At 43.4% G+C, this 24,848-nt stretch carries 25 protein-coding genes; 3 read left to right on the top strand and 22 right to left on the bottom strand.

Annotated elements, in window-relative coordinates; all coding sequences use genetic code 11:
* Nucleotides 1–61: 61 nt before the first annotated feature.
* Nucleotides 62–1,354 (bottom strand): adenylosuccinate synthase, encoded by a 1,293-nt coding sequence (locus LC20001_RS00110; protein ID WP_003680679.1) that lies wholly within the window; start codon nt 1,352–1,354, stop codon nt 62–64.
* A 232-nt stretch (nt 1,355–1,586) separates the two neighbouring features.
* On the opposite strand from LC20001_RS00110, the gene LC20001_RS00105 reads away from it, so the two are divergent.
* Nucleotides 1,587–2,534: a TDT family transporter gene (locus tag LC20001_RS00105; protein WP_010010472.1), complete on the top strand. Its 948-nt coding sequence runs from the start codon at nt 1,587–1,589 to the stop codon at nt 2,532–2,534.
* Nucleotides 2,535–2,588: 54 nt separating this feature from the next.
* Here LC20001_RS00105 and LC20001_RS00100 read toward each other — a convergent pair whose 3' ends face one another.
* The 7 genes from LC20001_RS00100 to rplI all read right to left on the bottom strand — a co-directional run bounded on the left by LC20001_RS00100 (nt 2,589) and on the right by rplI (nt 8,138).
* The gene (locus LC20001_RS00100; protein ID WP_010010471.1) at nt 2,589–3,131 is read right to left on the bottom strand and encodes a hypothetical protein; all 543 of its coding nucleotides are present in this window, start codon (nt 3,129–3,131) and stop codon (nt 2,589–2,591) included.
* A gap of 133 nt (nt 3,132–3,264) precedes the next feature.
* On the bottom strand, nt 3,265–3,732 hold the full coding sequence (locus tag LC20001_RS00095; RefSeq protein WP_010010469.1) for a hypothetical protein: 468 nt from the start codon (nt 3,730–3,732) through the stop codon (nt 3,265–3,267).
* 48 nt (nt 3,733–3,780) lie between these two features.
* Nucleotides 3,781–5,073, bottom strand: a complete 1,293-nt coding sequence (locus LC20001_RS00090) for a LysM peptidoglycan-binding domain-containing protein (protein WP_010010468.1) — start codon at nt 5,071–5,073, stop codon at nt 3,781–3,783.
* Between the two features lie 454 nt (nt 5,074–5,527).
* Nucleotides 5,528–5,758, bottom strand: coding sequence for a hypothetical protein (locus tag LC20001_RS00085; protein ID WP_225351712.1), 231 nt, complete (start codon nt 5,756–5,758; stop codon nt 5,528–5,530).
* A gap of 33 nt (nt 5,759–5,791) precedes the next feature.
* Nucleotides 5,792–5,938: a TMEM175 family protein gene (locus LC20001_RS14745; RefSeq protein ID WP_141707574.1), complete on the bottom strand. Its 147-nt coding sequence runs from the start codon at nt 5,936–5,938 to the stop codon at nt 5,792–5,794.
* Nucleotides 5,939–6,083: 145 nt separating this feature from the next.
* Complete coding sequence (gene dnaB / locus LC20001_RS00080) at nt 6,084–7,490, bottom strand: replicative DNA helicase (protein ID WP_003680228.1); 1,407 nt, start codon at nt 7,488–7,490, stop codon at nt 6,084–6,086.
* 195 nt (nt 7,491–7,685) lie between these two features.
* Nucleotides 7,686–8,138: a 50S ribosomal protein L9 gene (gene rplI, locus LC20001_RS00075; RefSeq protein ID WP_003680229.1), complete on the bottom strand. Its 453-nt coding sequence runs from the start codon at nt 8,136–8,138 to the stop codon at nt 7,686–7,688.
* A 144-nt stretch (nt 8,139–8,282) separates the two neighbouring features.
* On the opposite strand from rplI, the gene LC20001_RS00070 reads away from it, so the two are divergent.
* Entirely contained in the window at nt 8,283–9,728 is a 1,446-nt protein-coding gene (locus tag LC20001_RS00070; RefSeq protein ID WP_169925054.1) for a DDE-type integrase/transposase/recombinase, read from the top strand.
* Between the two features lie 240 nt (nt 9,729–9,968).
* Here LC20001_RS00070 and LC20001_RS00065 read toward each other — a convergent pair whose 3' ends face one another.
* From LC20001_RS00065 to LC20001_RS14735, 5 genes are all read right to left on the bottom strand, one after another.
* Nucleotides 9,969–11,981, bottom strand: coding sequence for a DHH family phosphoesterase (locus LC20001_RS00065; protein ID WP_010010464.1), 2,013 nt, complete (start codon nt 11,979–11,981; stop codon nt 9,969–9,971).
* A gap of 159 nt (nt 11,982–12,140) precedes the next feature.
* Nucleotides 12,141–12,266 carry a hypothetical protein gene (locus tag LC20001_RS14650; RefSeq protein WP_257882940.1) on the bottom strand — a complete coding sequence of 42 codons (126 nt, stop codon included), beginning with the start codon at nt 12,264–12,266 and terminating at the stop codon, nt 12,141–12,143.
* 108 nt (nt 12,267–12,374) lie between these two features.
* A complete protein-coding gene (locus LC20001_RS14740) occupies nt 12,375–12,620 on the bottom strand; it encodes an integrase core domain-containing protein (RefSeq protein WP_225426371.1) in 246 nt (81 codons plus the stop codon).
* A gap of 87 nt (nt 12,621–12,707) precedes the next feature.
* Nucleotides 12,708–13,253: an IS3 family transposase gene (locus tag LC20001_RS14480; protein WP_280522752.1), complete on the bottom strand. Its 546-nt coding sequence runs from the start codon at nt 13,251–13,253 to the stop codon at nt 12,708–12,710.
* 4 nt (nt 13,254–13,257) lie between these two features.
* On the bottom strand, nt 13,258–13,521 hold the full coding sequence (locus LC20001_RS14735) for a transposase (RefSeq protein WP_425319780.1): 264 nt from the start codon (nt 13,519–13,521) through the stop codon (nt 13,258–13,260).
* Between LC20001_RS14735 and LC20001_RS00050 the strand changes: the two genes are divergently transcribed.
* A complete protein-coding gene (locus LC20001_RS00050) occupies nt 13,507–13,950 on the top strand; it encodes a tyrosine-type recombinase/integrase (RefSeq protein ID WP_169925042.1) in 444 nt (147 codons plus the stop codon). The two genes, LC20001_RS14735 and LC20001_RS00050, sit on opposite strands and share 15 nt — an antisense overlap.
* A 135-nt stretch (nt 13,951–14,085) precedes the next feature.
* Here the strand turns inward: LC20001_RS00050 and rpsR are convergent, their stop codons facing one another.
* The 9 genes from rpsR to dnaA all read right to left on the bottom strand — a co-directional run bounded on the left by rpsR (nt 14,086) and on the right by dnaA (nt 24,848).
* On the bottom strand, nt 14,086–14,331 hold the full coding sequence (gene rpsR / locus LC20001_RS00045) for a 30S ribosomal protein S18 (protein ID WP_003680800.1): 246 nt from the start codon (nt 14,329–14,331) through the stop codon (nt 14,086–14,088).
* Nucleotides 14,332–14,360: 29 nt separating this feature from the next.
* Complete coding sequence (gene ssb, locus LC20001_RS00040) at nt 14,361–14,915, bottom strand: single-stranded DNA-binding protein (protein WP_003680798.1); 555 nt, start codon at nt 14,913–14,915, stop codon at nt 14,361–14,363.
* A 39-nt stretch (nt 14,916–14,954) separates the two neighbouring features.
* Nucleotides 14,955–15,254 carry a 30S ribosomal protein S6 gene (gene rpsF, locus LC20001_RS00035; RefSeq protein WP_003680796.1) on the bottom strand — a complete coding sequence of 100 codons (300 nt, stop codon included), beginning with the start codon at nt 15,252–15,254 and terminating at the stop codon, nt 14,955–14,957.
* 323 nt (nt 15,255–15,577) lie between these two features.
* A complete protein-coding gene (gene gyrA, locus LC20001_RS00030) occupies nt 15,578–18,139 on the bottom strand; it encodes a DNA gyrase subunit A (RefSeq protein WP_003677393.1) in 2,562 nt (853 codons plus the stop codon).
* A gap of 128 nt (nt 18,140–18,267) precedes the next feature.
* The gene (gene gyrB / locus LC20001_RS00025; RefSeq protein ID WP_056943259.1) at nt 18,268–20,220 is read right to left on the bottom strand and encodes a DNA topoisomerase (ATP-hydrolyzing) subunit B; all 1,953 of its coding nucleotides are present in this window, start codon (nt 20,218–20,220) and stop codon (nt 18,268–18,270) included.
* A gap of 224 nt (nt 20,221–20,444) precedes the next feature.
* Nucleotides 20,445–21,542 (bottom strand): DNA replication/repair protein RecF, encoded by a 1,098-nt coding sequence (gene recF / locus LC20001_RS00020; protein WP_010010459.1) that lies wholly within the window; start codon nt 21,540–21,542, stop codon nt 20,445–20,447.
* Nucleotides 21,542–21,781 carry a S4 domain-containing protein YaaA gene (yaaA, locus tag LC20001_RS00015; RefSeq protein ID WP_010010457.1) on the bottom strand — a complete coding sequence of 80 codons (240 nt, stop codon included), beginning with the start codon at nt 21,779–21,781 and terminating at the stop codon, nt 21,542–21,544. The genes recF and yaaA overlap by 1 nt, the downstream gene beginning before the upstream one ends.
* A 308-nt stretch (nt 21,782–22,089) precedes the next feature.
* Nucleotides 22,090–23,229: a DNA polymerase III subunit beta gene (gene dnaN / locus LC20001_RS00010; RefSeq protein ID WP_003677388.1), complete on the bottom strand. Its 1,140-nt coding sequence runs from the start codon at nt 23,227–23,229 to the stop codon at nt 22,090–22,092.
* Nucleotides 23,230–23,486: 257 nt separating this feature from the next.
* The gene (dnaA, locus tag LC20001_RS00005; protein ID WP_003677387.1) at nt 23,487–24,848 is read right to left on the bottom strand and encodes a chromosomal replication initiator protein DnaA; all 1,362 of its coding nucleotides are present in this window, start codon (nt 24,846–24,848) and stop codon (nt 23,487–23,489) included.

Raw genomic sequence — 24,848 nt, 5'->3', positions numbered from 1 at the left:
GAAAGTAGTTTGGAATTACGAGTACAAAAAAAGTCGGCGTATTTAAACGTCGACTTTTTGGTTATGCTTCTTGCCAAATATCAGCTAAAACATTGGTTTGATCACGATCTGGACCAACGGAGAACGTGGCAATATTGACGCCAACTAAGGCAGCGACACGTTCAACATAATGGCGGGCATTCTCAGGTAATTCAGCTAGTGTTTTCACACCAGTAATATCTTCTTGCCAGCCAGGCATTTCTTCATAGATCGGCTTGCATTGCGCTAATTCGTCTAGGCTAGCGGGATAATGGTAAATCGTTTCGCCATTGCGTTCATAAGCGGTACAAATTTTAACCGTTTCTAAACCAGTGAGTACGTCAATTGAATTTAAGCACAGATCAGTTAAGCCGGAAACGCGCTTAGCGTGGCGCATAACAACTGAATCAAACCAGCCGATCCGCCGTGGCCGCTTAGTAACGGTCCCATATTCATGGCCAGCTTCACGTAAAAAGTCACCAGTTTCATCCAACAATTCAGTTGGGAATGGCCCATCACCGACTCGTGAGGTGTAAGCTTTGCAGACACCGACAACCCGGTTGATCTGAGTTGGGCCAACCCCATTACCGACTGTTACACCACCGGCAACTGGATTGGACGAAGTGACAAATGGATACGTGCCTTGGTCAATATCCAGCATGACCCCTTGGGCACCTTCAAATAATACTTTTTTACCATTATCTAAGGCGTCATTCAAAAGTACTGAAGTATCAGTTACAAACTGCTTCAAACGTTGGCCATAAGCATAAAATGGTTCAAAAATATCATCAAAATTCAGGGCCTTGCCGCCATAAATTTTAGTGAATAATTGGTTCTTAAAGTCGAGATTTTCTCGTAATTTAGCTGCGAAAATGTCCTTATCGAGTAGATCGACCATCCGGATCCCAGTACGCGCTGCTTTATCCATATAAGCCGGGCCGATACCGCGATTGGTGGTGCCGATTTTTTGATCGCCTTTACTTACTTCTTGCAGGCGGTCAAGTTCGATATGGTAGGGTAAGATTACGTGGGCGCGGTCAGAAATCCGTAGATTATCCGCCGTTACCCCATTCTCAGCTAAGTAGTCCAATTCTGCTACCAACGACTCTGGGTTGACCACCACACCGTTACCGATGATCGAGAGTTTGTCGGGATACAGAATACCGGATGGAATCAAGCGAAGTTTCAAGACTTTGCCTTGCGCGTGGATCGTATGTCCAGCATTGTCGCCGCCTTGTGACCGAGCAATAACATCGGCACTTTCGCCTAAGAAATCGGTGATTTTTCCTTTTCCTTCATCGCCCCATTGGGATCCTACTACAACAACTGATGCCATATAATAACACCTCATTGAATTAGTGTATGCCTTGCTGCAATGCAACAACACACCAAAGCCCATTCTAACAATAAAAGGGCTCCGTCGCAAGTTAAATCCGAATGAAATTTTTATTTTATCAAAATTATCGATTAAAAGACGAACATTATTTCAAATTTTATTCTCTTATTGTAAAAATCACTAATCTTCCGTAAAATAGTAGCAGTTCAACTTAAAGTCGGAGGTCCCTTATTTGTCTAAATTTTTAAACTCAATTCCGCTACCAATTTGCGGCTTAATTTTAGCTTTGGTGTCACTAGGTAACTTGTTTAAAGACTACCAGCATTTATTACTCGGAAATTTTTTCGGTATAATTGGAATCGCTTTAATTATTCTGATCGTACTCAAATTTATGCTTGCTCCGCGAGAAACCTTAGTATTGCTACGAGATCCGATCATTGCGTCCGTATTTCCCAACTTTTCCATGGCTTTATTAGTGGCGGCAACTTTTTTCACTACTTATCCGCTACTGGCTAACTTGATTTGGTACACTGGCGTGATTTTACAGTATAGCCTGTTAGGTTATTTTACTTGGTATTTTGTCGGCAGAACGCATCTACGCTTAACACAGCTCTATCCTAGTTGGTTTATCGTCTATGTCGGTATTGGCGTCATTCCTTTGACCGCTGCACATTTTAATCCACTGTTAGGCCAAGTCACTTTTTGGTTGGCGCTAGGTACTTATTTAGTTTTACTACCGTTAGTTTTGTGGCGTATTTTGATCGTACGCCAGATGCCTGAAGCGACGTTGCCGCTGATCACCGTGCTAGCCGCACCCGGTTCGCTTTGCCTTGCCGGCTATCTGCGTGATTTTGCACACCCCCAGACAAATTTACTCTGGTCGCTAGTTATATTAGCACAGCTCGCCTATCTATTTGTATTGGTGCTAATGCCACGATTGGCGCGAATTCCCTTTTACCCGAGCTACGCTGCCTTTACCTTTCCTTTGGTGATCAGCGCGCTGGGACTGACTTATTTAGTCGATTACCTGCAGCAAGCCGGCCAGCATATATTCTGGCTACAAGTAGCCGCTCGTGGTGAAAGTTTGATCGCATTAGTCGTCATCAGCTGTATTTCCTTGCGTTATTTAAATTATTTATGGCAGCAAAATTTACCCGTTGATCCGGCAACGAGCAAATAAAAATAGGACGTTGTGACCATAATCATGCCACGACGTCCTATTTTAGTACTCGCATTATTCTAAATTGGTATTATCCTGATAAGTTGCCGGATCAAAATCTAAAGTCGCGCTATCGACCATAATCCCATTAAAAGCGAACTTTGTTCCGCTTGTGGTCACCGTCAATTCCAGTGAGGCGGCTTGATCGATCAACGGCAACTGATCAGTCGCTTTTAATTGCTTATAGATTTGCTTAGCTAATTTATCTGCATTTTTAGTAGTTAGTTTGGAGCTACTTAATGGCAGTAAACATGCTTGCTGGTAAAGTGGTCGTGCGGTTGCAGTATCAGTATCCGCCAGTGTAGTTGCGCTAGCAGCGGTTCGCGCCACAAAATTAACCGCCACTTGATCTGTAGCCGCCGCTAACTTAGCCGTCAGCTTAGCTTGCAGTGCTGCAGAAAACGCCGCTGTATCTAATCCTGTAGCTGACCGTGCCTTAATGGCCACCGCTGTATTACTTGTCGCACTGCTACCAGTACTGGCAGTCGCCAACGTTGTTTGATTTAAAAATAATAAAACGCCAGCCAGTACGATTATCGTTTGTTGCTTAAATTTCATTGAGCCTCCCAATTGATTTAAAACACACCATCGTCCGACTTACTACGATAATCGTTGCCGATTAATAACTCAAATTAAATATGACTATTGTGACATGATTTCCCGTCATAACAGTCATATTTTAAAGTCGCGATTAATTTACCTTTTCAAAAACCGTTTTGCTTTTGACTTGTCCTTGCCCAGCCTGAGCGATCTGGTACGTAAAACTCCGAGCAGTAAACTTACTGTTAGTTGCTAGAATCTTATTATACTGCCACTGCGATACCTTATTATTTTTGATCTGGGCCAAAGTTAGCGTACCGCCTTCAGCTTTATAGTTCCAAGTGATTTCTTTAGATTGTGCAGCGTATTCTTTGGCAAATGCACTTTGACTTTTGGCCGCATTAAGCGCGGTATTTTTGTCTTGATTAACCACAATTTTGTTACCACTCTGCGCAAAGGTCACATAAAGCGACTTATCCTTAGACACACTTTGATAGCGGTAAGTATTGCCGGGGATACGCTGCGCCACCGAATGACTCATCTTCCAATAAAAGCCGCCGCCAACTGCTAAAACAATAACGACCAACACACCCAAAATTACCCATATTTTTTTCTTCATCAGCTACTAATTCCTTTCACTTAATTACGATTAACCGCTGTACTTGCACTATTCATCAACATCAGTGCTGGTGTCCTCGTTAGAACTAGTTGTAACGGCTGTATTACTAGCCTCAGTATCACTTTCATCAGAGCTGTCTTCCTCAAATTCAGTATCATCATCGTTATCTTCCGTCTCTGAATCAGAATCATCACTAGATTCATCAGTATTCGCTGCTGAATCTGAACTATCATCGTCCGTTGGTAAAGCAACATTAAAGTCAAAGCCATCATCAGTCGCAATAACGATCACTTCGATGTCGTCAACGTCAGTGATATCACTTAGCTTATTATCTTCTTTTAATTGCCGATAAATTTTCTTAGCTAATTTATTAGCGTTTTTAGTTGTTTGCTTCGTGTTGCTAGTCACGATTGGTTGATCTTCATCATAAAGTGTTTCGGTTTCAGAATCAGAATCCTCATTAGCTTCATCACTAGACTCATCATCCACTGATTCAGCATCTTCATCTTCGGTATCGCTACTTTCACTATCTGTAGCGGTATCTTCATCTTGTTCCGTAAAGTCGACCGATAATGCAGATTCATCTTCGAGTCCTAATTTATCGGCTAACTTATCACTGATGGCGTCAGCAAATTCATCATCATCCAATATTGCACTAGTCGTACTTGAAGTATCATCACTACTGGCATTCGTAGTGTCAGTATCTGAATCAGCTGCTTCATGCTTAGGCGATGCTGCTGCAGCTTTAGTACTCGCGGTGTCTTCATCAGCTGCAGCGGTGGTTGATCCAGAGTTAGCATTAGAATCAGCCGGCGACGCATAAACATTCGTGGACTTATCGGTACTACTATCATTTACGGTCACAGGTGAAACGTTGATATTAACAGTATTATCACTATTATCGATAAAATTGTTGATCGTCACTTTCGTATTAGCAACCCAAGTACCATCGCCCTGATAATACCAATCAGCCGGTACATAACCGTCACGATTTAAAATCAAAGTATCACCAGCATAAATCAAATCAACATTTTTAATATTATTATCGTAGGCTAATTTACGTACCGAGATCCCCGTCGCAGCTGAAATACCGGATAAAGTATCCCCCCACTGAATAATGTATTTGCTCTGGTCTAAGTTATTAATATCAATATGCTGTGAACTGATATTGCTGCTGATCTGTTCCGTATCGTTAGCAACCCAATTGGTAATGTCCGCCCGTTCTGCATTTGTTTGATTGGCGTAAAAACTATTCGCCAATACTGATGATGTTTGGCCCAAAAAAGGTGCAAATAAAAGCGCACTAGCCAATGCGGCGCTAAGGATCCGTTTTCTATTCATAATCATTTATCCTCCAAATTAAAAAGTTAGAACCCCGAATATATCTTAAATATAATCGCTTTACAGAGGTAACTCAAGTATTTATTAGAAATTTAGTATAGAAAATAAATTAAATAGTTATAATTGAATTATCTGACGCACAAAAATAACCCATCGATTTTTACGGTGGGTTACTTACTAGTTATTATTGATGACGTCGTAGTTCAAAACCGCGTTGCCATGATTATTGCAGCCATAAGGCTAATGTTGCATCAAAAATACCAAACTTCTGCCGTACCTGGTGAGAAAAATTCTGCCAGGCGGTTTTTTGTTCTGCTAATTCCTTACCTGAACGACGTTTCTTGGCGCGTATAGTCTAACAATAGACGTTTGAATTGCTGCTGGTCACTGTGCGACATTTCCAATAAGCCATGTTGCCCCCTGTACGTCCATTTTCGCCACCTCATCCATTTATTCACGCTCTCGCACTATCACTAATGAAGGAGTGAATCGGCATAATAATGTAGCGCACCAGGACTACTCGTGGCCAAAAATAGCCTAGCACCATAATTCCTAAGTAAAGTAAGCCTGATTCAAGGTAGCTATCGCCATAGATCACATTATAGACCTTGCGCATATCGTTTTTATCAGGGTACTTTTCATGGATGATCGTTTTAGCAATCCAGCTAAATAATAGTGAGATCACCAAATTCAAACCACCATACACTAACACTGTTACTTAGGTCATAGCTTCCGTCATTAACCGTGTAAACGTCGGCATCAGTGACAATATGACGATTCGGTTAGGCACCATTTTAGCCTCATTGAAGATCACTGCGTGCTGATACCATAAATTAGCGATGAAACAGAAACTAACACAATAGATCCCTACTGTATGAAAAAGTTACGTATAATGGATGCTTTGGCCGTGAATCTCCACCGACAACGCCAGCACCATAATCGTGATCAAGTTCGCATCACTGAAAACATCTAAACGTTCTTTTAACTTTGCTTTCATACTAATTACCTACCTATTGAGCTTCTGGTACATAGGCGATCGAAGAAAACTTATTGTACTGTTTAACGAACAATAATTTAACCGTTCCCCGGGCACCACTACGGTTTTTCTCAATGATGACTTCAACTTCACCGACTTCTTGATCTTCGGCACGCTCGCCCCCGGCGGCACTATTCTGGGCAAAGTTACTATTGTCATCATCCTCGCCGCCATCTTCATCACGATAGTAATCGTCACGATATAAGAAAGCAACGATATCGGCATCCTGTTCAATTGACCCTGATTCACGAATATCAGACAACACGGGCCGCTTATCTTGCCGTTGCTCAACACCACGAGAAAGCTGGGATAGCGCAATTACCGGGACCCGTAATTCCTTAGCTAATTTTTTTAACTGCCGCGAAATGCCAGAAACTTCTTGCTGGCGACTTTCTTTGTTGCTACCTTCGATCAGCTGTAGATAATCGACTACCACTAAGCCGAGGTTACCCTTTTCTTTAGCTAGCCGCCGACATTTAGCCCGAATTTCTGACATCTTATTCCCTGGGGTATCATCAATATAGATCGATGCCTTGGACAAGCTACCCATGGCGATGATCAAGTTCTGCCATTCTTCTTCCGATAATTGCCCCGTCCGCAAATGGCCAGCATCAATACTGCCTTCTGCGCACAACATCCGGTTAACTAGCGATTCAGCGCTCATTTCCAAACTAAATATTGCCACCGTTTTATCGGTTTTAGTGCCGACATTTTGGGCAATATTCAGGGCAAAGGCCGTTTTACCAACGGCTGGCCGGGCAGCGAGGATGATCAATTCATCTTCCTGCAATCCAGCCGTCATTTTATCTAGATCACGATAACCAGTTGGTAAACCAGTGATATCATCATTATTTTGGTATAACTGATCAATTTGTTCAATTGTGCTATTCAAAACATCAGCGATTGGCTTAAAACCCGTTGAATTACGCTGCTCCGAGACATTCATAATGTCTTGTTCAGCTTCATCCAGAATCGCTGTTACATCATCTTCGGTATAACTTTTAGTCACAATATTGGTCGCGGCTTGGATCAGGCGACGCAAGATTGATTTTTCCTGCACGATTTTAGCATAATGAGCCACGTTCGCCGCAGTCGGTACCGCCACCGCTAAATCAGCTAAGTAAGGCAAGCCGCCAATATCTTCCAACTGACCTTGTCCTTCTAAGCGATCTTTTAACGTTACCACGTCGATTGCTTCGGAAACGTCATTTAGATCCATCATTGCTTGGAAGATCAGCTGATGAGCTCGCCGATAAAAATCCGCCGCCGTAACAAATTCCATCGCTTCAACCAACGCATCAGGATTTAGAAAAACCGCACCGAGAACCGCTTGTTCGGCTTCAATATTCTGTGGCGGTGTTTGATCGATTAATTCATTCACGCAAAAAATCCTCTCTTAAAAAACAACTGGCAAATAATCCGCCTTAAACGACAAAACACTGCCATTATTATACGTTGTTCGAATTAACATTAACAGTCCCTTGACCATCCAAAAAGACGGCAGGCGTTTCTTCCGCTTTACTGATTACTGCAGTTGAATGCCTGTCGTCTCTAAGTTACATTTTGTTTAAATTAGCTATTTTTCAGTGATGTGTACCCGAATTTTTGCCGTTACATCGCCGTATAATTTTACGGGTACATTGCGATAGCCTAACGCACGAATTGGTTCTGGTAATTCGATCTTACGTTTGTCGACTTCAATCTGATATTGCTGCTTCAAAGCTTGAGCGATCTGTTTGCTTGGTACTGAGCCAAACAAACGACTATCTGCGCCCGCTTTTGATTTGATCACAACGACCGTATCATCAGCTTCGATTACTTGCTTTAATTTTTTAGCTTCAGCTAATTCTTCCTCAGCACGCCGTTCTTCTGCCCGTTGTTGACCGTGCAGTTGACTCATTGCTTGCTTAGTTGCTGATTTGGCTTTACCGTTTTTGATCAAAAAGTTTTGTGCGTAGCCGTCGGGTACCTCTTTGATCTCCCCACGTTTGCCTTTACCGCGTACATCTTCTAAGAAAATAACTTTCATTATTAGTTCCCCCTCTAATTAGGAGGTACTGTCAAACGTACCTCGTTTTTGTTATTAATTTCCGAATATTAAAAAACACCCGAACGTCTTTTTCTGGTATTCTTGGTGTGCCACCAACAAGAAAATCCAGAAAGAAGGATTCGAGTGCATACACCATTAATAGCCTATTTAGTTCTAATAATCAAGCTCCAAAGACAAATTATTTTGATCCTTTTAGCTCAGTTGGCTGAGATCTTTGATCATTCACGGCTGCCAAGCGCTGATAAACCGGTATTCAAGCGTTTTAACCAATTTCAGGTCGATGAGAAAGTCCCACTACTTCAAGCTGATATCGGTTCTGAAGCCCTCGACTACCAGCAGTTGATCGCTGAGTCGCTTGAAAAGAACGGTAAGCCGATACTGCCAGTCAGGCGGCGTAAACCAATCAGCTTTGCGGCGCAAGACTGTCCGCGGTGCTCGGCACCACAGGACTATCTTTACGCCAATAACGGTGCTGGCGGTCAGCTACGGTGCAAGGTCTGTCAGTTCAAGTTTCAAGATGGTCACGCCGAGAAGAATAAGACGGTCGCTTTACGTTGTCCTTATTGCCAGAATCGCCTGAGTATTCACAACCGTCGGACCAAGTTCGACGTCTGGTGTTGTTACAACGATAAGTGCGCATTTCGCCTTGGTGCGATCGCCTCAATGTCACCCGCTGAAGTCGCTGACTTCAACGTCCATCCAACTGCCCACAAGGTGCGCTACACTTGGCGAACCTACAACTTTGAACTTAAAGGCATTGCGCCAGAATCGCCGATCCAAGCACCGGTAGACCTCAATCGGATTCAAGCCAGCCCTGAAGTGCTGGGCTTGGTGCTGACCTATCACATCAACTATGGTCTGTCAGCGCGGCGAACCGCAGCGATCATGTACGATATTCATGGCGTTAAAATCTCACACCAGACCATCCATAACTACGAAATGGCGGTAGCCGCTGTTGTCCGGCCTTTCTGGGCGAATTATCCTTACGCACTGTCCGATCAGATTGTTGGTGACGAGACTTACGTGCGCGTGAAAGGCAAGTGGCACTATATCTTCTACTTCTACGACGCCAAGTGTAAGCTCATTCTCGCCGACTACGTGACCCCTAATCGCACAACCGAATCAGCGGTCATTGCGATCAACCAAGTCCTCCAAAAGATGCCTCAGATCCCTGAGAAGCTTAACTTCGTCGTTGACGCGAATCCGATCTACCAAGTTGCCCAGATCTATTTTGCACAACAGGGCATCAAGTTTGGCATTCACCAGGTTGTTGGTCTTGAAAACAAAGACGAGATCAGTCGTGAGTACCGCTTCTTAAAGCAAACCATTGAGCGCTTGAATCGTTCCTACAAAGAAAATTATCGTTCCAGTACCGGCTTTGGCTCTGCCACAGGTTCAGCGAGTTACACGGCACTTTATTCAGCGGCCTATAACTTCTTGCGGCCTCATGAAGCACTGCATTACCGCATTCCTGTTGAGTTACCACAACTCAAACCGTTTGAACGAATGCCGGACAAATGGCTGGCGCTAATTGAACTAGCGCAGTCTCAATTACCAACAGCAGCCTAGATATTCTGAAAAATCAGACTAACTAAGGCTTAATTTGTGTACCCTAGAACACATAAAATAGGCAAGATCCAGTGAGAAGCAACACCTGAATTAAGTTCGATTCATCCGTGAACGGTGATTCCATATATTAATCGTCATCCCCCCTTGAACATCCGGTTTTGAACTTGGGTTTCATGGAACTTTAGACGTTACCAATTAGGATAATTAACTGCCATTATCCATCTTGTAGTCTCAAGTACACTACTCTGCTGTGTCTTGCTCAATTTTAGTGATGACTTGCTCCAATTGATCGCGTGCTGCTGCCACCGTTGAATCTTGCAATTGTGTTGCTGCGTTGGATAAGTGACCACCGCCGCCGAGTTGCTCCATGATCACCTGCACGTTGACCTCACCTAGGCTACGCGCGGAGATTCCAATATCGCCGCCAGGCCGCCGGGTAATGACAAAGGAAGCGTCGATCCCCGACAATGATAACAGCGTATCGGCCGCTTGTGCCGCGATAACTGGATCGTAGGTCTCATCTTCCTCACCTAAACATAATGCCATATTTGGGCGGATAAATTCAATCGACTCGATCAAATGATTTTTCTGAATATAATTATCGACATTTTCTTTCAGCAGCCGTTGAACCATAACCGCATCGGCACCAACTGAACGCAAGTAACTGGCCGCATCAAAAGTCCGTGTCCCTGTCCGTAATGAGAAGGACTTTGTATCAACGGTAATACCGGCTAACATCGCCGTTGCTTCTAGCTTGTTGATAGCTTCAGTTTCCTTAGGTTGGTACTCGAACATTTCGGTGATCAATTCACAAGTTGATGACGCATACGGTTCGATATAAACCAACATCGGGTTTTCTGGGAATTCTTCACCACGACGATGATGGTCAATAATAATCGTTCGGTTAGATAAACGATGATATAAAATCGGGCTAGTTGAGATCGATGGCTTCGAATGATCAACCATCACTAACAAACTGTGATTAGTTGCTAACTCCGGCGCCTGATCTGGTGTCAGAATATCGGGCCCAATTTCAGGATCAGCTTGTAACTGAGCTAATAAACGTTGGATGTCCGTATGCACATGCTCTTGATTGACCACGATCGAGCATTTCTTGCCGTTCATCGCTGCGATCCGGCGAATCCCTAGGCAAGCCCCTAACGAGTCCATATCGGGCTGTGCGTGTCCCATAACGAAGACTTGATCGACCTGATTCATCACTTCTTGTAATGCTTGGCTGATCATCCGTGCCCGCACCCGTGTCCGCTTTTCCATCGGGTTAGTTTTACCACCATAGAATCGTGCTTGACCATTTTCCGCCTTAACGACGACTTGATCGCCACCACGACCTAAAGCTAAATCAAGATTACTTTGCGAAACAGTGGCCAACTTAGCCAAATCCGTATCGCCATTCGCGATCCCAACCGACAAGGTTAGTGGATAATTCTGCTTTGAAGTTCGATCACGAATCCGATCAAGGATCTTGAAGTTATCCGCCTCAATTTCTTTCAACGCCTTAGCATAAGTCAGTAGGAAGAAATGATCGTCATCGACCCGCTTTAGAAACATCCCATAATGCCGTGCCCAGTTACTTAATTCATTAGTCACGTAATTATTTAGATTAGAAATACTTTTATCGGTCATTGTTTGTGTGATCTCATCATAATTATCTAAGAAGATCTGGCCGATTGCTAATTGTTCCTCATTATACCGTTCTTCGATCTTTGCGTACCGCGTAATGTCCAATAAATAAACAACGCGAATACCTTCTTGAATGATGATCTCAAATTGATTATCACCCCAACGGACCGTTTTGGGCTCGTTGGTTGCTTCATTTTCAGTGATCAATTTGGCTAGCTCAGGATCGATTGTCGCAATCTGCTCACCTAGCACTTCTTTTTTACCTAGATATTCCTGTAGGTAAGGGTTGGTCCACTCGATCTCATTTTCTTCGCTATATAACAAAATTCCGATCGGCATCTTGATCAGCGCTTCTTGTTCACCACGCTTGATTCGATACGATAGATCCGAAATATATTTATTAGTGTTCTTCGTCACTGTCTCCAATGCATAAAAAACGGTTCCCACTAAAGCTGCGAACAATACTAATAAGAAGATTCCTAATATAAAATTAATAAAGAAAGCTAGGATAACCCCAAACATCGCTAAGACAACCAGTCCGATCGCGGTTAAGCGTAATCGATCATTTTGCAAGAATGCTGGTAAATGGTCCTTTGAAAACAATTTTTTCATAATAACTCCTTTTGACCAAGCTCCTAAAATGATAACCCTATTTTATCACAATCACTTTATTGATTCAGCGCTGATTTAAAATGGCACTTTTATCACGTTAACTACCTAAACAAAAAAGGCCCCAGCATAATTCATTATGCCACGACCCCAACTAAAATTTCATGCTTCTTGATCAATTGCCATCTGCGCAACCTGATTTAAATAATTCACCGGTTGATCGTAAAATGGATTAAACAACATATCCGTATAGGCTAGATCCTCGATCGTATTATGGATTGAAGTCAATATTTGAGACAGATTTTAAGAGACATTCAGAACCGCGTTTACCCTCCACAGCTCAAATAAATCATTAATCGCGATTAATAACTTATTTGAACCCTGGAAAGCATTAAATCAGGCGGCCATTTGGCTCGTAAGTGTTGCAATTTCAACTTGTAAGGGGGTCTGGTAGCCCAGTGAACTATGAATTCTCTTCCTATTGTAGAAAGCATGCACATATTCAAAAAGGACGGCAGCGGCAGTTTCATAATCTTCAAAGACCGGCACTGGATAAACACATTCCTTTTTGAGGGAAGCGTGAAAGGATTCCATTGGCGCATTATCATACGGACAACCCTTACGGCTGTATGAGTGGCGGATATGTAGTTCTGTTAACCGTTGGTTGTAATCATCGCTGGTGTACTGTGATCCTAAGTCTGTGTGGATAATCAGGTCCCCAGTAATGGTTCAATTTTTAACCGCGCTTTCCAGGGTCTTTAAGACTAAATCAGTAGCCATCTTTTTTGAGAATGAATAGCCGATAATCCGTCGTGAGTGCAGGTCCATGATGGTTGATAAGTAACACCAGCCATTACGCTTCGTTTGAATATAGGTCATATCAGCGGTCCATTTTTGATTTAAACCAGTGGTCGAGAAATCCTGCTTAAGCAAGTTGGGACGCTGTTCAACCTTGGTTTTGGAAGCCGAAGCCGCTTTCCACTTATTGACGGTAACGGAGTGGATATCCAGTTCCTTCATGAGCCGGGAAATCCGTCGTGGACTGCACCGAAGCTGCAGTGGTTGAAGTTCCAGATTCAATTCATGGTGGATCTTCATAACACCGTATCGCTGCTTAAATTCCGCAAAGATCCGCAGAATCCGTTGTTTCAAGCCCGCATCTTCGGCCCGGCGTTTTGAAGGTTTGGGGGATCGATAACGATAATACTGAGCTCTGGAAACACCGAGGATTCGGCACATCTTGGTTACCTGGTGGTGATGGCTTTCTTGGTGAATGTAATCAAAGATATTGGTTACTTCTGCGCAAGGAAGCCCAGGGCTTTTTTAGGATTTCGTTCTCCTCAGACAGCGAAGCCAGTCGCTTTTCCATCGCTTTGATTTCGTCTGGCGATTTACCGGATTGAGTTTTGGCCTGGCCCTGGATCCACTTATGAACTGTTGAATAGCCAATGCCATATTCTCTGGCCAGTTGGGCAGCTGATTCGCCTTGCTTATATAGGTTTTTGTTTGAATTCTTTGTCGTAACGAGTTGGCATGTAAAAATTCCTTCCTTTTGAGAGATGATTTATTCATTATACCCTCTCTTAAAAGTTGTCTCAGGAATCAGCTTACATCCAGTATTGATAAGCAAACGATTGATTACTTGGAAGAGTGGTACGAAGATCAGCGATTGATGACCCGCTCGGAGTTTGTTCTATCCCAAGACGGTGCGCCGCTAAACAGCACCTACATCAATGATATTGTCCATGACTACGGTGAGTTGGCTAAAGTGCCGACTGTGACTGCCCACGCATTGCGGCACTCGCACGCCTCACTGCTAATCAGTCTTGGGGAGAATCCGTTAGTGATTCGAGATCGCCTTGGGCACAAGGATGTGCGGACGACTTTAGAGATTTACGGTCACCTCTACCCCAAGAGTGACATTGAGGCTTCTAAACGACTGGAAGGATTGGTCACAGTGCTATCAGAATGAAAACCTTTCAGAGTGTGCCGAGTTTGTGCCAGAACAAAACAAAAAGCCGACAAATCAACGTTTGTCAGCTTAAAAATGTTTCACGTGAAGCATAAATTTAAGGCAAAAAAAAATCCAGGTTTCCCCGGATCCTTTTTACATACCAGTATCTTCGGCAACGAATGGCAATAATGCCATGATACGTGCCCGCTTGATTGCGATCGTGATTTTACGTTGGTTCTTGGCACTTGTGCCAGTTACCCGACGTGGCAAAATCTTACCACGTTCTGAAATAAAACGACGTAATAAGTCAGTATCTTTGTAATCGATATGTTCAATATGATTAGCAGCGATAAAATCGACTTTACGACGACGACGTCCGCCTCTACGTTGTTGAGCCATAGCTTATTCCTCCCTCAAATTACCAGTTACTAGAATGGTAAGTCATCATCGGAAATATCAATCGATTCACCATTATTTGCAAATGGATCATTCGGATTGCTATTTGCGCTGCTGGCAGGACCATTGCTAGGAGCCGGATTAGTTGTTGATTGAGGAGCTGAGTTGAATGCGTTGTTACTGCTGCTAAAGCCGTTAGACTGATTATTATTGTTATAACCACCAGAACTTTGGCCACCGCCAGTACTTTGACGATGTTCGTCAGCAGAACGTGATTCTAACAATGAGAAGTTATCGGCAACAACTTCAGTCACGTAAACACGTTGACCTTCAGCGTTGTCATAATTCCGTGTTTGAATCCGACCTTCGATCCCTACTAATGATCCTTTATGGGTAAAATTAGTAAAGTTCTCGGCTGATTTACGCCACATCACACAGTTGATAAAGTCAGCTTCACGTTCCCCATTACGGTTAGTGAACTGGCGATTAACTGCTAAAGTGAATGAAGCAACTGCTGCACCACCACTGGTATAACGTAATTCAGTATCCCGGGTCAAACGTCCAATTAGGACTACTCGATTGATCATCCTATCGCTCCCCTCTCTTATAAATTTTTTAATGTTTAATTATTCTTCTACGCGTGTGATCATGTGACGTAAAATGTCATCATTGATCTTAGCCAGACGGTCGAATTCATTAAGCGCTTTATCGTCTTCAGTTGTAACCTTAACTAAATGGTATAAACCTTCGCGATACTTCTTAATTTCGTACGCTAAGCGCCGTTTCGACCAGTCCTTTGATTCAACCACTTCAGCACCGTTATCGCTTAAGATAGTGTCAAAACGTTCAACTAAGGCCGCTTTGGCTGCTTCTTCAATATCAGGACGTACGATGTAAAGAATTTCATATTTCTTTGATTGAGCCATGACTGTTCACCTCCTTATGGTCTTTAAGGTCCTTACCCAAATGTAAGAACAAGGAGAATCTAAAACCTTAGATACTCACAAAATAAAATTATAGCATGCACCACCTGAAGTTTCAACTTTGTTTTCTTTTTTTCTCAGACAGTTGCCATCAGACACCCCTACGTTAAGTCTGTTACCAGTCACCTGTGCAACATTTAATTTTTCGGCTACCACAAACGATCCAGCAGCCAAAAAGTTCCTCAATCAACAAAACTCAACACAAAAAAGCATTTCCTCGTCGTCTATATATAAACTACGCAGAAATGCTTTATTTGTTTTTAAATTTAATCTTGGTCATCATTTTGATCAGCTTCAGCACGACGAACTAATTCATCGACTTGGGCTGAACCTTGCTCAGTTGTTGCGCTTGATGCAGTCCCATCAGCAATGGTTTCTTCCGGTGCTGCCGCTTCATCTTCAGCAGCAACCTTAGCCATCGTTGCCACTTTAGCTTCGTCATCGACACGGATCAAACGCACCCCTAAGGTGGCCCGACCAGTTTGCGAAACATCACGTACATGGAAACGAATTACCACACCAGTATTGGTGATCAACATAATGTCTTCGTCACCCTTAACCGTTGCTAAACCAGCTAATGGGCCATTTTTGGCGCTGACGTTGACCGTCTTGATCCCTTTACCGCCACGACCCTTGATTGGGTATTGTGCAGCTGGCGTCCGTTTACCATAGCCTTTTTCAGAAATGATCAAGACTTCACTGTCTGGCGAGAGAATGTCAGAACCAACCACATAATCGCCTTCACGTAAACGAATCCCGCGAACACCAGTGGCTGAACGGCCCATTGAACGCACTGCCGTTTCAGCAAAGCTAACGGCATAACCTAAATGGGTCCCGATAATGATGTTTTGTTTACCATCAGTCAAGCAAACGTTGATCAGCTCATCGCTTTCTTTCAACGTGATGGCTTTAAGACCGTTACTACGAATATTGTGGAATTCACTAACGGCGGTCCGTTTGGTGACCCCTTCGCGTGTCGTAAACATCAGATAATTATCACTGGCACCAGCAGCGACGTTAACTACCGTTTGGATTCGTTCACCAGAATCGATCTCCAGTAAGTTGATCACTGGGATTCCTTTAGCCGTTCGACCATATTCAGGAATCTCATAGCCTTTAGCTTGATAAACTTTCCCGGTATTGGTGAAGAATAGCAGCATATCGTGGGTCGAGGTGAAAACTAGATGTTCGATAAAGTCGTCATCATGCATCCCCATACCTTGGATCCCACGACCACCACGATTTTGCGTCTTAAATTCAGACGCTGGTAACCGCTTGATGTAGCCGTTATGAGTCAAGGTGATCACAACATCTTCTTCTTCGATCAAATCTTCGTCTTCAAGACTCAAGACTTCACCAACTAATAATTCAGTCCGCCGTTTGTCGCCAAACTTGTTCTGAATTTCCAATAATTCTTGATAAATAATGTTGTGGATCCGTTCAGGTTTAGCCAAAATATCTTGGTAATCAGCGATTTTCTTCATCAATTCCGCGTATTCTGCTTCAACCTTGTCCCGTTCCAATCCAGTCAAACGAACCAACCGCATATCCAAAATGGCTTGTGCTTGTTTGTCGTCTAATTCATAGCGTTCGATCAATAATGATTTCGCGACTTCACCAGTCTTCGAACTACGAATGATGCGAATGATCTCATCGATATGATCCAATGCAATTCGCAAACCAGCTAAGATGTGTGCGCGTGCTTTCGCTTTACGCAGATCAAATTCAGTCCGCCGCCGGATCACTTGTTCCTGATGCTTCAGGTAATATTGCAGAATTTCTTTCAGTGATAACAAGCGCGGCGTATTATCGACGATCGCCAGCATATTAAAACCAAATGACGTCTGCATTGGCGTTAATTTATATAAATTATTTAAAACGACCGAAGCGGACATATCACGACGAATATCGATAACGATCCGCATACCATCACGATCAGATTCATCGTTTAAGTCAGTGATGCCTTCTAAGCGTTTATCACGAGCTAATTCAGCGATCCGTTCGACTAACTTAGCCTTATTGACCATATACGGAATTTCCGTCACAATGATCCGCTGTTTACCGTTTTTTTCTTCTTGAATCTCAGTTTTGGCCCGCAAGGTAATCGTGCCTTTACCGGTTTCGTAAGCACGCCGAATTCCCGACTTACCCATAACTAAACCGCCAGTTGGAAAATCAGGTCCTGGAATTGCTTCCATCAAGTCAGCCGTCGTCGCATCAGGATTATCCATCAACAGGTGTAATCCGCTGATGACTTCAGCTAAATTGTGTGGCGGAATATTTGTTGCCATCCCAACCGCGATCCCAGTGGCCCCGTTAACTAACAGGTTAGGAAAACGTGCGGGTAAAACAACGGGTTCCTTTTCAGTACCGTCATAGTTATCTTGATAATCGATCGTATCTTTATTGATGTCTCGCAACATTTCTGTGGCGATCTTGCTCATCCGTGCTTCGGTATACCGCATTGCGGCCGCGCCATCACCATCGACAGAACCGAAGTTACCATGACCATCAACTAACATGTAGCGATAACTGAAGTCTTGTGCCATCCGTACCATTGATTCATAGATCGCCGAGTCACCATGAGGATGAAATTTACCCATGACATCACCGACAATACGTGCGGATTTTTTGTACGGCTTATCTGGGGTGACACCTAATTCACTCATCCCGTAAAGAATCCGCCGATGGACCGGTTTAAGTCCATCACGTACGTCAGGCAAAGCCCGTGCCACGATAACACTCATCGCATAATCAAGAAATGAGGTTCGCATCGTTTTGGCTAAGTTGACGTCTTGGATTCGCCGATTTTGTGGTTCATCTGCCATTAACTATTTAACTCCCTTCAAAAAATCCGTTAGCTAGCGCACTTTAATTAAGGTCAAAAGTGCACGTGGCGAAAATATTTAGTGTTAGCTGTCAACTAAAATTAATTGTACTTTCCAAATAATTTAGGCTAAACGTCCAAATTTTCAACATAATGGGCGTTTTCTTCAATGAACTTCCGCCGTGGATCAACTTTGTCGCCCATCAACATTGAGAAGACTTCATCAGCTTCCTTAGCATCAGTGACATCGACTCGCAACAAGCGGCGGTAATCTGGGTCCATAGTCGTTTCCCACAATTGTGACGCATCCATTTCACCTAGACCTTTATAACGCTGAATAACTGGTTTAGGACTTGGTTGTAAGGTACCTAAAATCTGTTCTAATTCTTCATCAGAATCAATATAGCGTTGCATCTTACCTTGACGCACTTGATACAACGGTGGCTGCGCGATATAGACATATCCAGCTTCAACCACTGGTCGCATGAAGCGATAGAACAAGGTCAGCAACAAAGTCCGAATATGAGCACCATCGACATCGGCATCGGTCATGATGATCAATTTGTGGTAACGTGCTTTGGCCAAATCAAATTCATCACCAAAACCAGTCCCCATCGCCGTAAACAGCGTCCGAATTTCTTCATTAGCTAAAATACGATCGATCGAGGCCTTTTCCACATTCAAAATTTTCCCACGGATCGGCAAAATTGCTTGAGTCAAACGTGAGCGCCCTTGTTTAGCAGAGCCGCCGGCAGAATCCCCTTCGACGATAAATAATTCAGAGATTTCTGGATCTTTACTAGAATTATCAGCTAATTTACCGGGTAAATTACTAATTTCTAAACCAGATTTCTTCCGCGTCACTTCCCGGGCCCGTTTAGCTGCCAAACGCGCTTTCGAAGCCAATAAGCCTTTATCGACCACTTGCTTCGCAATTTTAGGATTCTCCATCAAGTAACGAGAGAAGGTTTCAGCAAAAGTATGATCCGTGACTGTCCGCGCATCTGAATTACCTAACTTAGTCTTAGTCTGGCCTTCAAATTGTGGATCTGGATGCTTGATGCTGACAACTGCAGTCATCCCTTCACGCACATCTTCACCAGATAAATTACCTTCGTTTTCCTTCATCAAGCCGTTTTTATGAGCATAATCGTTGATCACCCGAGTCAAAGCGGTTTTAAAACCAGCTTCATGGGTCCCACCTTCGTAGGTATGAATGTTGTTGGTAAAGGTCATCAAATTAGTGTGATAATCTTCGGTATATTGCAGTGCAACTTCCACCGTAATCCCTTTTTCAACACCTTCAACATAGATCGGCTCAGGGAACAGATCCTGTTTACCATTGTCCAAGAACTCAACGTAACTCTTGATCCCACCTTCATAGTGGAATTCTTGTTTACTTGGTTCTTCACCACGTAGATCTTCGATCGTGATCCGCAAACCTTTGTTCAAAAAGGCCAACTCACGGATTCGTGTCGTCAAAATCTTAATGTCATAAACGGTCGTTTCTTGGAAAATATCTGGATCGGGCCAGAAACGAACAATTGTCCCATGTTCATGTTCAGGCGCGGTGCTGATCTCTTTTAATTGAGTCGCTACTTTACCACGCTTAAAGTCCATGTAGTAACGATGGCCTTCCTTGATCACTTCGACCGTCAACTTAGACGATAGCGCGTTAACAACAGAGGCACCGACACCATGCAGCCCACCAGAGACTTTATATCCGCCGCCGCCAAATTTACCACCAGCATGTAGCACAGTAAAAATTGTTTCAACCGCGGGCCGACCAGTCTTTTGCTGAATATCGACGGGGATTCCCCGACCATTATCAGTCACACGGATCGAATTGTCTTTTTCAACCGTTACATTGATCTCGTCAGCGAAACCCGCTAAGGCTTCATCGATCCCATTATCAACGATTTCCCAAACCAAATGGTGTAAACCTTGTGAAGTCGTGGTCCCGATATACATCCCAGGACGTTTTCGTACAGCTTCTAGGCCTTCTAGGACTTGGATCTGACTAGCATCATACGACTTGGCCAGTTCTTCTAAACGTTCTTCTTTTTTTTCTGCATCCGTCAAGTGAGTTTTCCTCCTCTATCTCTCTGAAAATGATCATTTATTAGCACAGCCCGCTAATAAACGCTTCTGATGCTCGTAGCGCTGCGACCTGAACTTGCCGGTTTTCGGCTTGCCATGTTTTTGATGAGCGCGATTGCCGCCAGCAAAATGGACAACGGCCGCAACTGCGTTTCCTCAACTCAAACCGTTTCGGTCACCGCAAGAAACATAGTTATATTGATCGATCATTCCGTATCTGTCGTCTGTTGCAATTCACCGTGCGCGATTTGAAAGACGCGCGGTGCTTCAATCATCGTTTTAGCCACACCACTTAAACTGGTGGTAGTCAAAAAAGTTTGGACTTTATTTTGGATTGCTTTGAGCAAATGCGTCTGCCGCATATCATCCAATTCTGACAACACATCATCCAACAACAAAACTGGATACTCGCCAGTTTGTTCCTTCATCAAATCGATCTCCGCTAACTTAACTGATAAGGCAGTTGTCCGCTGTTGCCCTTGTGAGCCAAAGGTCTGTACGTTTTTGCCATTCACCAAAAAACGGACATCATCGCGGTGCGGGCCAACTAAAGTCGTTCCCTGTTCGATCTCATGAGCCACATCAGCATGAAGTGCCTGCTGTAAGCTAGTTTCTTTCAACTGACTGACATATTCAAACGTCAGCTGCTCACGACCTTTACTAATATCGTGGTGCAATACTTGGGCCCAGCCTTCCAATTTAGTCAGAAAATCCAACCGCTGTTGAATGATCGAACTGCCGTATTCAGCCAATTGATCGGACAGAACTTCCAAAAAAACGCGATCCGTCGCTTGTTTATACTTTAACTGTTTTAAATATTGATTACGTTGCCGCAAAACCGTTTTGTATTGGCTGATATTGTATAAATATTTGGGACTCATCTGGCCAAATTCCATATCAATAAAGCGCCGGCGAACTGAAGGTGCACCTTTCACTAAGGAAAGATCTTCCGGGGCAAACAAGATCACATTCAGCTGTCCAACATATTGGGAAAGCTTAGCCTGTTCCAGATGATTGATCTTTGCTTTTTTGCCCTTTCTGCTGATCACCAATTCCAGCGGTACTTTACCACTACTTTTTTGTACCAATCCAGTGATCTTAGCAAAGTCAGCCTGCCACCTGATGAAATCCTTCTCGTTATGCGTGCGGTGACTTTTAGTCAGGGCCAACACATAGATTGCTTCTAGCAGGTTCGTCTTGCCTTGGGCATTTTCACCGAGCAAAACATTCACGCCTGACGAAAAATCAACGTCGAGGCGTGCGTAATTGCGATAATCAGTTAATTGCAAATGATCGAGGTACATTATTCATCAGCCTTATCCGAAGTTGCTGACCGCAAAAAAAAGCTGCCTGTATCTGGAATTTCAACCGCATCGCCAGCCACTAATTTGCGGCCCCGCCGATCTTCCGGTATTCCATTTACAAAAACAGTCTGCTCACGTAAAAACCACTTAGCTTGACCGCCGGAGTCAATTAAAGCTTGTTCCTTTAATAACTGTCCTAGCGTTAAATAAGCTGTCTCGAGGTAGACAATTTTCTTCAAAACGATATCCCCACGCTTCCATTATGAAATAGGACGCCACCGATTGTCTGCCGCCCTGTTCATAGGCTGTAAAACGGTCAATGACCGTTTTATTACTACTTATATTATACCTGTTTATTCACGAAAGTACAATCTAATCGGCTAATTTTCGCCGTCTAACGCTAGTTAATTTGAAATAAGCAAAAGACACTAGTAATACTAAAAATCGCTAAAATTAAAAAATAAGCGCTTATGAGCTGATTCAGTTGTTTTTTACCAAATTTTTGACATAAAAAATAGCGCTGCAATTAAGCAACACTATTTTGCGTCTAAAAGGTTCGTACTGGGGTGATCAATTGAATAAAATGATCGGCATCTTCTGTTGGGACTAATGTGAATGGGCGTAACGCTGAGGTGAACGCCACGCGAATTTCCGTTTGGCCGAAGGAACGCAAAGCATCTTTCATATAATCTGGGTTAAACGAAATTTCTAATTCTTCACCAGAAAGATTTTGACCATTTAGTGATTCTTCTACATTACCAACATCCGGTGAATTCCCATAAATAGTTACCTTGTTGGTTGCTGGATCTAGCGCTAACTTAACCACGTTATTGTGACTTTCATGTGATAACAAGGAAGCCCGTTCGATCGCTGACAATAATTGTGGCGCGTTGAATTCAACTTGTGTCGATGAACTAGTTGGGATCAAGCGTGAAGTTTCTGGATAGTTGCCTTCTAACAACCGTGAATAGAAGGATGTTGTGCCGGCAACAAATAAGACTTGGTTTTCAGCGATCCGCATCTCAACGTTTTCCACATCGTCACCTAATGTCCGGGATAACTCGACTAGGCTCTTACCAGGAATGATCACATCGTAGTGAATATCAGCGTCGATGTCGAGTTGGATCTTACGTTGACTCAAGCGATGGCTATCAGTGGCAACCGCTAAAAGTTCTTGATTCGCTAAAACTAAATGGATCCCGGTCAGAATTGGCCGACTTTCTTGGTTAGAAACCGCGATTACGGTTTGAGCGATCAATTGTTTTAAGACCGCCGCATCTAACACCACTTGTTTGTCAGTATCGATCACCGGCAAATTAGGGTAATTATTGGCGTCTAGGCCATTGATCGTAAAAGCAGCAGGGCCAGAACGTAATTCGGTTTGGAAATTATCTTTAACCTCTAAAGTTAATGTATCTTCAGGTAACTTTTTAACAATTTCACCGAAGAAACGTGCAGGTAAAACGATTGAGCCGGTTGAACCAACTTCTAATTCATTTTTTTCGTCATCAGCTGAGATGAACGCTTCGATCGAAATATCAGCGTCACTACCCGTTAGCATCAAGCCAGCTTCAGTTAACACTAATTTCAACCCTGTTAGTATTGGAATGGTCGTTTTTGAAGAAATTGCTCGCTGAACATCATTTAGGTTTTTAATGAAAAGCGATCTTTTGATAGAGAATTGCATTTGATGAAGAACCTCCTTGTTTTGTGTCCGCGAACTAAAACCGTTCACGGTTAGGGTTAGTTATATTATATAAAAGATTTTTAAGTAATAGTAGTAGGGGCTGTTAATGCTGTGGAAAACTAAAAAATCGCTTAGACAATAAAGATATCCACATGTGCATAACCTGTGGATATCTCCGTGGACAACTAAGCACTTATCCACATGTGCTTAAAATTATAACCGCCTTGATTTGAACTAAAAACTTTTGCGACCATTCTTTAATTGGTGCGTAAATTATTTTTTAGTTCGCGGACATCATTTTGTAGTCGCTCATTTTGTTCTAACGCTTGGGCGATTTTTTCGTGTGCATGAATCACAGTGGTGTGGTCTTTGCCACCAAAGGATTTACCGATCTTAGGTAATGAATTATCAGTCATCTCGCGCGCCAGATACATGGCGATCTGCCGCGGCATCACGATTGTTTTGACCCGTTTCTTCCCTTTAAGATCAGCTACTGAAACTTCATAGTACTTAGCGACTTCATTTTGAATATCAGCGATCGACAGTTCATTATTTTTCCCCGCTAATTTCAGATTCTTTAACGCGTCCGCGGCTAAACTAGTCGAAATCGTCAGATGCTTCATTGTGGCATAGGCTTGAACGCGGACCAAAGCCCCTTCTAATTCGCGAATATTGGAGTCGATCTGGCCAGCAATATAACTTAAGGTCTCATCTGGGATCTGTAATTGTTCCGCATCCGCTTTATTCCGTAGAATGGCGATCCGGGTTTCCAGATCTGGCGGCGTAATATCAACGGATAGTCCCCACTTAAACCGTGAAACCAAGCGCTCCTGCAGCTTCGGAATCTCGTTTGGTAGGCGATCTGAAGTCAGCACGATTTGCTTCTTATCATCGTAAAGTGCATTAAAGGTATGAAAAAACTCCTCTTGCGTTCCTTCTTTATCGGCGAAAAATTGAATATCATCCACTAATAGTAGATCGACACTGCGATATTCTTGACGGAACTGCTCTTGCTGCCGTGTTTGGATCGAATTGATAAAATCGTTGGCAAAAGCCTCTGACGTCACGTATTTAACCTTTGCATCTGGCCGTAATGCTAACATTTGGTGGCCAATCGCATGCATCAAGTGAGTTTTACCTAAGCCCACACCACCATAAAAGAACAGCGGATTATACATCGTCCCTGGTTCTTCGGAAACGACTAAAGCCGCTGCGTGCGCCATTTGATTGCCTTTACCGGTAACAAACGTGTCAAAAGTATAACGACTATTTAAATGCGTCGGCCGCATAAATGTCGGTGTGATCGTGGCGGTATTACGCTCCCCTACTTCTTCTTGCGGCGATGTGGTAGTGGTTTGTCGGATTTCATCGTGATTGGCAGTCTGAATGATCGGTGTGATCTCGCCGCCGGTATGTTGATAAACATATTCAACCACTTTTGTAGCCAGGTTGCGTTCCCAATAATCTTTTTGCAGATCTTCAGGAACTTCGATAATGAGCTGATTCTGATTTAACGCGATTGGTTTCGCGGTGGTGACCCAAGTTTTATACCCCACGGGGGTAAGCGAACGCTGGAGTTCATCCCGAATGATAGCCCATAACTCTTCCAATTCAGGCAC

Origin of the sequence: Loigolactobacillus coryniformis subsp. coryniformis KCTC 3167 = DSM 20001, from assembly GCF_002706425.1 — a bacterium.
GTDB classification, from domain to species: domain Bacteria; phylum Bacillota; class Bacilli; order Lactobacillales; family Lactobacillaceae; genus Loigolactobacillus; species Loigolactobacillus coryniformis.
This window is presented reverse-complemented; position numbering and strand designations above follow the sequence as displayed.

Bases quoted from the DNA above. Each gene is read 5' to 3' on its own strand.
- LC20001_RS00090 (WP_010010468.1), bottom strand. From the start codon at position 5,073: ATGAATAGAAAACGGATCCTTAGCGCCGCATTGGCTAGTGCGCTTTTA.
- gyrA (WP_003677393.1), bottom strand. From the start codon at position 18,139: ATGGCAGATGAACCACAAAATCGGCGAATCCAAGACGTCAACTTAGCC.
- rpsR (WP_003680800.1), bottom strand. From the start codon at position 14,331: ATGGCTCAACAACGTAGAGGCGGACGTCGTCGTCGTAAAGTCGATTTT.
- LC20001_RS00095 (WP_010010469.1), bottom strand. From the start codon at position 3,732: ATGAAGAAAAAAATATGGGTAATTTTGGGTGTGTTGGTCGTTATTGTT.
- LC20001_RS00110 (WP_003680679.1), bottom strand. From the start codon at position 1,354: ATGGCATCAGTTGTTGTAGTAGGATCCCAATGGGGCGATGAAGGAAAA.
- dnaN (WP_003677388.1), bottom strand. From the start codon at position 23,229: ATGCAATTCTCTATCAAAAGATCGCTTTTCATTAAAAACCTAAATGAT.
- rplI (WP_003680229.1), bottom strand. From the start codon at position 8,138: ATGAAAGTTATTTTCTTAGAAGATGTACGCGGTAAAGGCAAACGTGGG.
- rpsF (WP_003680796.1), bottom strand. From the start codon at position 15,254: ATGGCTCAATCAAAGAAATATGAAATTCTTTACATCGTACGTCCTGAT.
- LC20001_RS00065 (WP_010010464.1), bottom strand. From the start codon at position 11,981: ATGAAAAAATTGTTTTCAAAGGACCATTTACCAGCATTCTTGCAAAAT.
- recF (WP_010010459.1), bottom strand. From the start codon at position 21,542: ATGTACCTCGATCATTTGCAATTAACTGATTATCGCAATTACGCACGC.
- ssb (WP_003680798.1), bottom strand. From the start codon at position 14,915: ATGATCAATCGAGTAGTCCTAATTGGACGTTTGACCCGGGATACTGAA.
- LC20001_RS00100 (WP_010010471.1), bottom strand. From the start codon at position 3,131: ATGAAATTTAAGCAACAAACGATAATCGTACTGGCTGGCGTTTTATTA.